Origin of the sequence: Vibrio neptunius, assembly GCF_000967495.1 — a bacterium.
GTDB lineage: Bacteria > Pseudomonadota > Gammaproteobacteria > Enterobacterales > Vibrionaceae > Vibrio > Vibrio neptunius.
In genome coordinates this window covers 75301-81331 of record NZ_JXXU01000029.1, presented here as the reverse complement: position 1 = coordinate 81331, position 6031 = coordinate 75301, and the positions used below count along the sequence as shown (strand labels likewise).

Annotated in this window: 5 protein-coding genes and 1 riboswitch; of the genes, 2 read left to right on the top strand and 3 right to left on the bottom strand. The window is 43.1% G+C overall.

The window, feature by feature from the left end; translation table 11 throughout:
* Window positions 1–387 precede the first annotated feature (387 nt).
* Entirely contained in the window at window positions 388–828 is a 441-nt protein-coding gene (locus TW84_RS11045; protein WP_205622486.1) for an RNA recognition motif domain-containing protein, read from the top strand.
* On the opposite strand, the gene murI is transcribed toward TW84_RS11045, so the two are convergent.
* Genes murI through TW84_RS11030 form a run of 3 tightly spaced genes read right to left on the bottom strand, consistent with a single transcriptional unit; the run spans window position 794 to window position 4296 of the window.
* The gene (gene murI / locus TW84_RS11040; RefSeq protein ID WP_045975693.1) at window positions 794–1585 is read right to left on the bottom strand and encodes a glutamate racemase; all 792 of its coding nucleotides are present in this window, start codon (window positions 1583–1585) and stop codon (window positions 794–796) included. The two genes, TW84_RS11045 and murI, sit on opposite strands and share 35 nt — an antisense overlap.
* A 45-nt stretch (window positions 1586–1630) precedes the next feature.
* Entirely contained in the window at window positions 1631–2302 is a 672-nt protein-coding gene (locus tag TW84_RS11035; RefSeq protein ID WP_045975688.1) for a Dph6-related ATP pyrophosphatase, read from the bottom strand.
* 50 nt (window positions 2303–2352) lie between these two features.
* Entirely contained in the window at window positions 2353–4296 is a 1944-nt protein-coding gene (locus TW84_RS11030; protein ID WP_045975687.1) for a TonB-dependent receptor, read from the bottom strand.
* 54 nt (window positions 4297–4350) lie between these two features.
* Window positions 4351–4553, bottom strand: a riboswitch (cobalamin riboswitch).
* A 189-nt stretch (window positions 4554–4742) separates the two neighbouring features.
* On the opposite strand from TW84_RS11030, the gene trmA reads away from it, so the two are divergent.
* A complete protein-coding gene (gene trmA / locus TW84_RS11025) occupies window positions 4743–5852 on the top strand; it encodes a tRNA (uridine(54)-C5)-methyltransferase TrmA (RefSeq protein ID WP_045975686.1) in 1110 nt (369 codons plus the stop codon).
* Window positions 5853–6031: the final 179 nt, after the last annotated feature.

Genomic DNA, 6031 nt, shown 5'->3' with positions numbered 1-6031 from the left:
TTATATTGTTAAAGAGCTTTTTCTAACTTCCGTTGCGCTCAGCGCCGCGTCGTTAGGGGTGCGTATCTTACGCTTCCCAACTTTAGAGTCAAGAGTTTTTTCAAACTTTATCTTCTCTTGTTTCAACTCGGTGTGTGATGATTGTCTCACTCCGTGTCGGTGAGGCGGCATTATAGGGAGCTTAGAACGGATGACAAGTGTTTTTTTGAATTTATTTTTCGTTCGGTTAAAAACAAATCAAAACGCCAGAAATAGAATAAAATTTCAACATTTGAGTCACGTCACATCAATAGGTTGGAAAAACAACAACCATATACGTAAGATCAGTGTGTCTATTTTGTTAATGCTTAGGCACTTTTTTCTTAAACTACGAAGTTGTATTTAAATATGAGTTCTAATAAATCGACCTTAATGATTCTTGCCCTAGCGGTATTAGGTGGAATCATCTTTTCGCAGGTTGCTATTTCTCCTGCACTCAGCTTTGTTATCGGTGTTTTTGCTTCTGCTTTTGTTTTTAAATTTTCAAACACCACAACTGAGTCAGCAACCTTAAATGAACCCGCGACCAAAACCCTTTATGTCGGCAACCTTCCATACAAAGCAAATGAATCCCATGTAAAGGAATTGTTTACTAAGCATGGTGAAGTTTTTGCTGTCCGTCTGATGAAAGATAAGCGAACAGGTAAAAGACGAGGATTTGGTTTTGTTGTCATGGCAGCAACGGATGCTGCTGGCGCTATAGAAGGACTAAATGAAAAGAATTATATGCAGCGTACATTAAAGGTACGTATCGCTAATGATCCAAAATCTCAAGCTGAACAGGACTAAAACCTAAGTTTTGTAATGCTAGATTCAACGCTCCTTCTGCATAAGGGGGAGCTGTTGAAAATATTTCCCTCTGACCTTGTCCTTCTTTAGCATCCTCAAGGTTCAACAATTCTTGCACTCGACGAGCAATCGCCTCACCGGAATCCACCAGCACAACCTGATCACTCAGCACCCTCTGTATTTCTTCTTTGATAAGGGGAAAGTGCGTGCAACCTAATACAGCGACATCGACTTTACCGACAATTGGTGACAGTACTTCGCTCAGCTCTTGAATTGAGACAGGATTACCACGAAGCTTTTCCTCTGCCATATCGACCAGTCGAGTAGAGCCTAATAGCTCAACCGGTTTGCTTTGCGAGAAGTCGCGAATCAATTCCTGAGTATACTGACGTGTTACAGTCGCAGGCGTTGCTATCAGACCAACTGCTTTATTCGCTAAATTAGACGCTGGTTTGATCGCAGGCACGACACCGACAACAGGAATGGAGAGCAAAGTTCTCAATGAAGGCAGTACAATGGTGCTGGCGGTATTGCATGCAATCACCACCAAATCCACTTGGTGATCAGCGACATACTGCGAAACCAACGCTTCCACGCGAGAAACTAAAGTGTGATGGTGCAATTCACCGTAGGGATAGGCTGCGTTATCAAACAAATATACATAATCAAGTTGAGGGAACCTTTTCTCTATCTCTTGGAAAACAGAAAGCCCTCCGACTCCAGAGTCAAAAATTAGTACTTTTGATTGTAGTGACACTTGATATACCCACATATTCCGATGTGGCAATCATACTCACACAAATCAGTTTGGCAATATCTTCGCTTGGTAACGTTGATGAGCAAAGCGCTCTATGACGTCAAGGGTGGTTAAACTCAACTCTATCTTGCCTTTATAGCTACGGGTTTGCGTAACAAACGTATGAAATTCTCCATCTTCACCGCATGGGTCCACTCCACTAGGCAGAGAATCAATGAAGGTTCTGTCGTACCATCGCCCGCAATACGCAGAGGCAAGCGCTTGGCCATCAGTCGTCACAACCAAGGTTTTAATACCACGCTCTAAGATTTCATTCGCAAGGTCTTGGCTATTTTGTCCAATGAGTGGAAAAACACACTCCCAACCAGCGGGTTCAATATAACTGCGGCGATAGGCTTCGATACCATTGCAGAACATATCACCAAAAGCCACAGCCTGAATATCAAGTCCACTACCCTTTAGTGCCTCAATGATGGTCGACTGATAGATGTCATTAGGCGGAAATGTTTCCAGCAATTCAATCTTAATCAGGGGCAACCTAAGCAAAGCGGCTTGCATATCGAGCACTTCAATAGGAGTAGCTTGGAATGGGACTTCATCTTTTACGTATGTGGTGTAAAGGCCAACAACATTGTAGTGTTCACTATCGACTAGCCTTTCTAGAGTGAGGGTCGAATCCTTTCCGCTCGACCAACTGATAATGACGTTCTTTTTCATTGTTACTGCCTATAGATAAGAAAAAACCGCCCGAAGGCGGTTTCAAGATATTAGAATTGATAAGAGCCCGTAATCATTACTTTACGACCATCACCAGGGTAATATGCACCATAGTTATTCGCATTAGCAGGATACTTTTCATCAAATGCATTGTCTAAGCGTAAGCTAGCTGACCAAACATCTTGTGTGTAATTAATAGCGATATTATTTAGCCAATATGCCGATAGCTTTTCTACACTGTTTGAGGTGTCACCATCCTTATATCTCGTACCCGTATAAACACCTTCAACGTAGAATTGCCAATTATAATTGACATCATAGGTGACATACGCCCTACCACTATGAGGCGAAACCCAAGGCAGCTCCTTTCCTTTATTGTCACCTCTTGAGAACTCGGCGTTAATGAAACTGTACTCAATACCTAGGAGCACACTTTCAGTGACATAGTAGTCACCGCTAACATTTATACCATTTCGCTCAGATTCATCCGCATTGACATTAGCGCCAGAAAAGCTCCCCCCTACAGGTGTTGGTGCACTACTATCAAAAACGATTTCATCTTCAAGTTGCAAGTTGTAAACATCAATCTTTACACTGTAGTCATCTTCTGTGAGTCCCCAACCTGCTTCTATAGAATTACCAGTTTGTGGCTTCAAACCTAACACACCTGGAGATGTGTATGCTTGCTCATCAATCTTAGCAAATCTAAAGTTAGTTTCCCCTCGTAGGTAAAGCCTCTGAGTCTCGCTAATTTTGAAATTCAAACCTAACTCATAAGCATCTTGGCTTTCTGATAGTTTTTCAGTATTCGGATAAACTGCACCATCGAAAAGTTTGTCTTCAACTGAACTATAACGTGCTCCCGTCGTTAAAGATAATCTAGGTACTAGAGGATAACTGACTTGTCCATAAGCGCTGTAGGTAAGCTGTTCGTTAGCCCTATTGGTAGAGGAAGATTTATAGGAGTGGTCACGATCAGCCGCTTCTAACCCAATCAGAACATTTCCTTGACCAGACTGATTGGAAAATTGATTTTCAACCTTAACTGAGCCTACTAATTGTTTACTTGAGCTTGTTGTTGAACTCCCCCAAGCAGAGCCTGATCCCGACGTATTGTCATAGATAACATCAGTCCCAAATAACCAAGTGTCTGTTAAGCTTCGCTTATACCCAGTACGAAGCGCTTTCGTTATCTCATGAGAATAGTCGGTTTGATTTGATGGATTAACTTGAGTTGGGTCTTGTTCGTATTGCTCTTCGGTTAACGAACCAGCATATTCTCTATCATTGTCATAGTAACTTGCTTCTGCAAAAAACTCCGTCTTATCTAGTTCATAGCCGATACGTCCTAACAAAGACCCGGTTTCACGCTTGTTATGGTCTCTATAGTTATCGGTATTATCTTGGCTAGCACTAACGAAAAGCGACCACTGTTCATCGAGTTTTCTTGAGACATTCACACTACCAGCATAAGAATCAAAACTACCCGCACTCACTGACACACTACCACCGTCCTCAGAAGCACCTTTTGTAATGATGTTGATTACACCACCTACAGCTTGGTCACCGTACAACACACCAGCACTGCCGGACAAAACTTCAATCCTCTCAATTTGAGAAATTAATATAGAGCTTACTTGAGGAGCTGACAGGTCTTGTTTATTCAAGCGACGGCCGTCAACCAAAATCAAAGTATTGTTGGCAGCTTGACCTCCAGTGAAGCCTCTAATCGCAAATGCAGGGCCACTGTTGGTATCAGAGATTTGAATGCCAGCTCGAGCACGCAACAAGGTATCTAGGCTTTTAGATCCACTCGCAGCGATATCTTCTGAACTGATAATAGTTACATTAGCTGGTATATCTTCAATTGAATTATTGAAATCACTTCGAGCTAATACCACCATAGTCTCATCAGCTGAGGCCTCTTTGGCGTATAAAAGGGAGGCGTGAGGAAGTAGCGATGCCACTGCTATCGCCAGAATAGAACGGTTCATTTTTATAATCCTAAATCGCGTAAATCCTACCGAGCTTGGAGCACTTGCTTCCAGTGATTGGCTCAGCTGCTGGCAGGTATTCGGACTTAAGAGCTCATTTTTCACCACCTACTAACTCGACTTCCCACATAGTCCTCTATGCAGTGTCTGTTGAGTGTTCGTTCTCTTTTACCGCTGCGCGTCAGTTCTGGATTCACACCAGATTCCCTTTTCAGCCATCTATACTTCTAGATAGCACCAGCTAGGCACAAATGTTATTCAGCTGTCATTCCTTTGTCCAGCCAATATTGTGCTTTTATATAACCAGCCGCTTTATCACTAATGCCTGACAACGGGTTTACACACTATATTGATCACAGAAGACTGACAAAGCTGGACATGTCGCAGATATTGAATAAAATCTGCGCTCCTAAAACAAACGCACTCAGCACTTGAAGGTAATAAACATGGCGACTCTTGAAGTAAATCCACAGCGCTACCAAGAACAACTGGCGGAAAAGGTCGAACGTCTTAATGAGATGTTTGCTCCGTACCACGTTCCAGAACTGGAAGTGTTTGAGTCCCCAGAGCAACATTATCGTATGCGCGCTGAGTTCCGTGTTTGGCATGAAGGGGAAGACCTTTACTACATCATGTTCAATCAGGAAACGCGTGAAAAATACCGTGTTGACCAATTCCCAGCGGCGAGCCGTCTGATAAACGACCTGATGCCATTGCTGATTGATGCAATGAAAAACAACGACTCTCTGCGTCGTAAGCTGTTTCAAGTGGATTTTCTATCGACACTGAGCGGTGAGATTTTGGTATCTCTGCTATACCACCGCCAATTGGATGATGAGTGGACGAAGAACGCAAAAGCGCTCAAGCAACGTCTGAACGATGAAGGCTTCAACCTGAACCTGATCGGTCGGGCACGTAAAATGAAGATTGTTCTGGATCGCGACTACGTGATTGAAAAACTCGACGTCAATGGCCAGCCGTACATTTATCAACAAGTCGAGAACAGCTTCACGCAACCCAACGGCAAAGTAGCTGAAAAGATGCTGGAATGGGCAATCGACTGTACCAACGAAAGCCAAGGCGATTTGCTCGAGCTCTATTGTGGTAACGGTAACTTCTCACTGGCACTCGCGCAGAACTTTAATCGCGTACTGGCAACCGAACTGGCCAAACCATCAGTTGAGTCTGCGCAATACAATATTGCTGCCAATAACATTGATAACGTCCAAATCCTTCGCCTATCCGCGGAAGAATTTACTCAGGCAATTGAAGGCAAGCGTGAGTTTCGCCGCCTAAAAGACGCGGGCGTCGATTTGAAGAGCTACAACTGCAACACGATTTTTGTCGACCCTCCTCGCTCAGGTATGGATATTGATACGTGTAAGATGGTTCAAGGCTATGATCGCATCCTTTACATCTCCTGTAACCCAGAGACACTCAAAGACAATCTTGACGTTTTAAGCGAAACACACAACATCACGCGTTTTGCTCTGTTTGATCAGTTCCCTTATACCCACCATATGGAAGCAGGAATACTACTAGAGCTCATTAAATAAGGGTTTAAAAGGCTTTTTACTTTAGTAAAAATCGCTCTGGGTACGGCTCGGGGTACGGAGTTGGATGTATACTCGAATCCCCCACACAAAAAATATACCCCACTAAGCATTAGTGCTTAGTGGGGTATATGAAGAACATATAGAGAGGAGTAGATGTTTTTGTTTAACTATATTCAACT